The 2,526-nt window shown below is 48.7% G+C and carries 3 protein-coding genes and 1 other RNA gene; 3 read left to right on the forward strand and 1 reads right to left on the reverse strand.

Annotated elements, in window-relative coordinates; translation table 11 throughout:
* The first annotated feature begins 364 nt into the window (after window positions 1-364).
* From ssrA to NFS22_RS23365, 3 genes are all read left to right on the forward strand, one after another.
* Window positions 365-710, forward strand: a transfer-messenger RNA (tmRNA) gene (gene ssrA / locus NFS22_RS23355).
* Window positions 711-829: 119 nt separating this feature from the next.
* Window positions 830-1,324, forward strand: a complete 495-nt coding sequence (locus NFS22_RS23360; protein ID WP_251320018.1) for a recombinase family protein — start codon at window positions 830-832, stop codon at window positions 1,322-1,324.
* Between the two features lie 32 nt (window positions 1,325-1,356).
* The gene (locus NFS22_RS23365) at window positions 1,357-2,265 is read left to right on the forward strand and encodes a recombinase family protein (protein WP_251320019.1); all 909 of its coding nucleotides are present in this window, start codon (window positions 1,357-1,359) and stop codon (window positions 2,263-2,265) included.
* A gap of 59 nt (window positions 2,266-2,324) precedes the next feature.
* Here the strand turns inward: NFS22_RS23365 and NFS22_RS23370 are convergent.
* A partial coding sequence (locus NFS22_RS23370; RefSeq protein WP_251320020.1) for a hypothetical protein occupies window positions 2,325-2,526 on the reverse strand: 202 nt, incomplete at its 5' end.

Consider the following 2,526-nt stretch of genomic DNA (forward strand, 5'->3'; position numbering starts at 1 on the left):
ATTTTTTCATACTGTTCTCTATTCAGTTCCATTCTCCTATTGTATCATACTTTGCCCCTTATGTGAACACTACCTAAGAAGAACAAGATAAAATTTGAGGCGCTTCCCTGAAGCACGGCACGCCGCTTCTCTCCGCAGACTACTTTGAGGATATGACCCTTTAAGACAACAAGGGGGGCGGCCCCGCGCCGCCACCCCTGAAAAATGTCATCAAATCGTAACACAATTCGACCGCCGTTTGTGGTATACTGAAATTCCTTCTGAAACAGCCGCGCAGCCGCTGTTCGAATCGAAGCCCAGCGCAGCGGGTTCGATTTGGAGAGGAGGAGCAGTGAAGTGGGGGATATGGAGCTTGCGACGACGAGGGGCCGTACCGGTTTCGACGGGGGCATAGAAGCAGGAATAGCGAGCGGATGCGCCTAACATCCTAAAAATGGGCACTTATAAATTAAAGAACGATAACGATTACGTTCTCGCCGCTGCTTAAAGCGGCCGTCCTGCCCGGAAGGACCACGAGCCGGGTCTGGGCGTAGCCTTAGTGGTGCCCGTGCGTTCGGAAAGAGTTGACCGTTCCACGCATTATGACTCTACCAAACTCAATAGTGTGACGACCCACGCTTGAGTGAGGGAATGTAAATGATCGTCTGCGCTCGGAGAAGTTCCTGTGGAAGTGCTTTCGGACGGGAGTTCAACTCTCCCCGGCTCCACCATGATAAGTTGACAGATTACACCAGGGGAGTAGTCTGTCAACTTTTATATTGAACATACTAAACTCGTTGTGCCGCAGTGATTTCACTGCGGTATTTTTATTTGTAGGAGGAAAATTATAATGAATGTGATACAAAAAAGTGAAGCAATTAAGAACGGTCTCCGGAAAGGCTTTCAGGACGGCAGCTCCAAAATGGCAAAGCGTAAGTGCTACGGATACACGATCAATTCTGATGGAGAACTGGAAATAAATCCGGACGAAGCCAAGGTGGTGAGTTGGATATTTGAACGGTATCTTGCTGGTGACAGCCTTGGGAAAATTGCTGCGGGTCTGGAAAGGCAGGGCATTCTCTCCCCCACCGGCAGGCCCAAATGGAATCGGGAAGCCATCGACAAACTGCTCTCCAATGAAAAATACACCGGACGGGTGCTGCTCCAGAAGACGCTCAGCATCGGCGCTGTCCAGATCGAAAACAATGGCCTCATGGAACGGTATCTCTACACCGACTCCCATGAGGCCATTATTTCTGACGAGATGTTTATGGCGGTACAGCAGGAGAAACTCAGCCACTCCAAAGAACCGCAAAATCACATTGCCATGAAGCTCTCGCTTTGATATAATGAAGAAAATTGCGGGAGGTCGTGCGAATGCGAAAGGTGACTGAAATTCTTCCTACGCAAGGCCATCGTCCAATGGAACTGCGTCATCTTCGTGTAGCTGCTTACTGCCGGGTCAGTACAGAGTTAGAGGAGCAGACCAGCAGTATCGAATTACAGGAGCGGCACTATTCACAGCTGATTTCAGCAAATCCCAATTGGGAAAGTGCCGGCATTTTTGCAGAAAGAGCGACTGGCTTAAACACAAAAGAACGGCCAGAGTTTCGCCGGATGATAGCTCAGTGCCGCAAACAGAGAATTGACCTGATCCTGACAAAGTCCATTAGCCGCTTTGGGCGCAATACGCTGGATATGCTGCATTCGCTGCGGGATCTGCGTGGCTTGGGTGTAGAAGTCTATTTTGAGCAGGAGGATATGTGGCTGAACGAACAGCGAATACAAATCCTGCTGACCGCCTACTGTGCCTTGGCCCAGGCTGAGAGCGAGGATGTGAGCCGAAATATCAAATGGGGAATCAAGAGAGGCTTTGAGAAGGGCGCCTCGGGCTACGCTGAATTTGTGTGTTTTGGGTATAAGCGTGGGGATGATGGAAGGCTGATCATTGATGAACCTGACGCTGAAATTGTTCGAAAGATGTTCGAGATGAGGGCTGCTGGAAGTAGTCTTGGAGCAATTTCAAAATGGCTGTATGAGAGTAAGGTTCCATCCCCAACAGGGAAACCCCACTGGAGCCAGGAGACAATCAGCAAGCTGTTGAGAAACGAGAAATATGTGGGGGATGTTCTGCTCCAGAAAACCTTTATAGCGGATTTGTTTTCTGGGAAACAGGTTAAGAACCAAGGTGAGTTAGAGAGATTTTTGATACAGGAGCACCACCCAGCGATTGTAAGCAGGGAGCTGTTTGAAACAATCAATCAGGCACGCAAAATAGATCCATAAAGGATTGATAAAAGTCAATAGCGGCAAACAACGAAGTGATTGCTTTTTCCTCTCCGGCATCAGCCTTTCTTCCTGAATCGTTGTGCCGCAAAGGATTCAACGAAAAATCGATTTTGACCGCTTATTCCAGCCTGTGTCGCCAAAAAAGATGCAGGCGAGAAACACCACATGAAAATGTGGTGTTTCAGCCTGTCGAAAAGAGGCCTGTCTGTCTTCATTACCAGACAGGCCACAAAGTTAATGAGGGATAAAATGTAGGAA

Source organism: Flintibacter muris, assembly GCF_943192995.1.
Classification (GTDB): domain Bacteria; phylum Bacillota; class Clostridia; order Oscillospirales; family Oscillospiraceae; genus Lawsonibacter; species Lawsonibacter muris.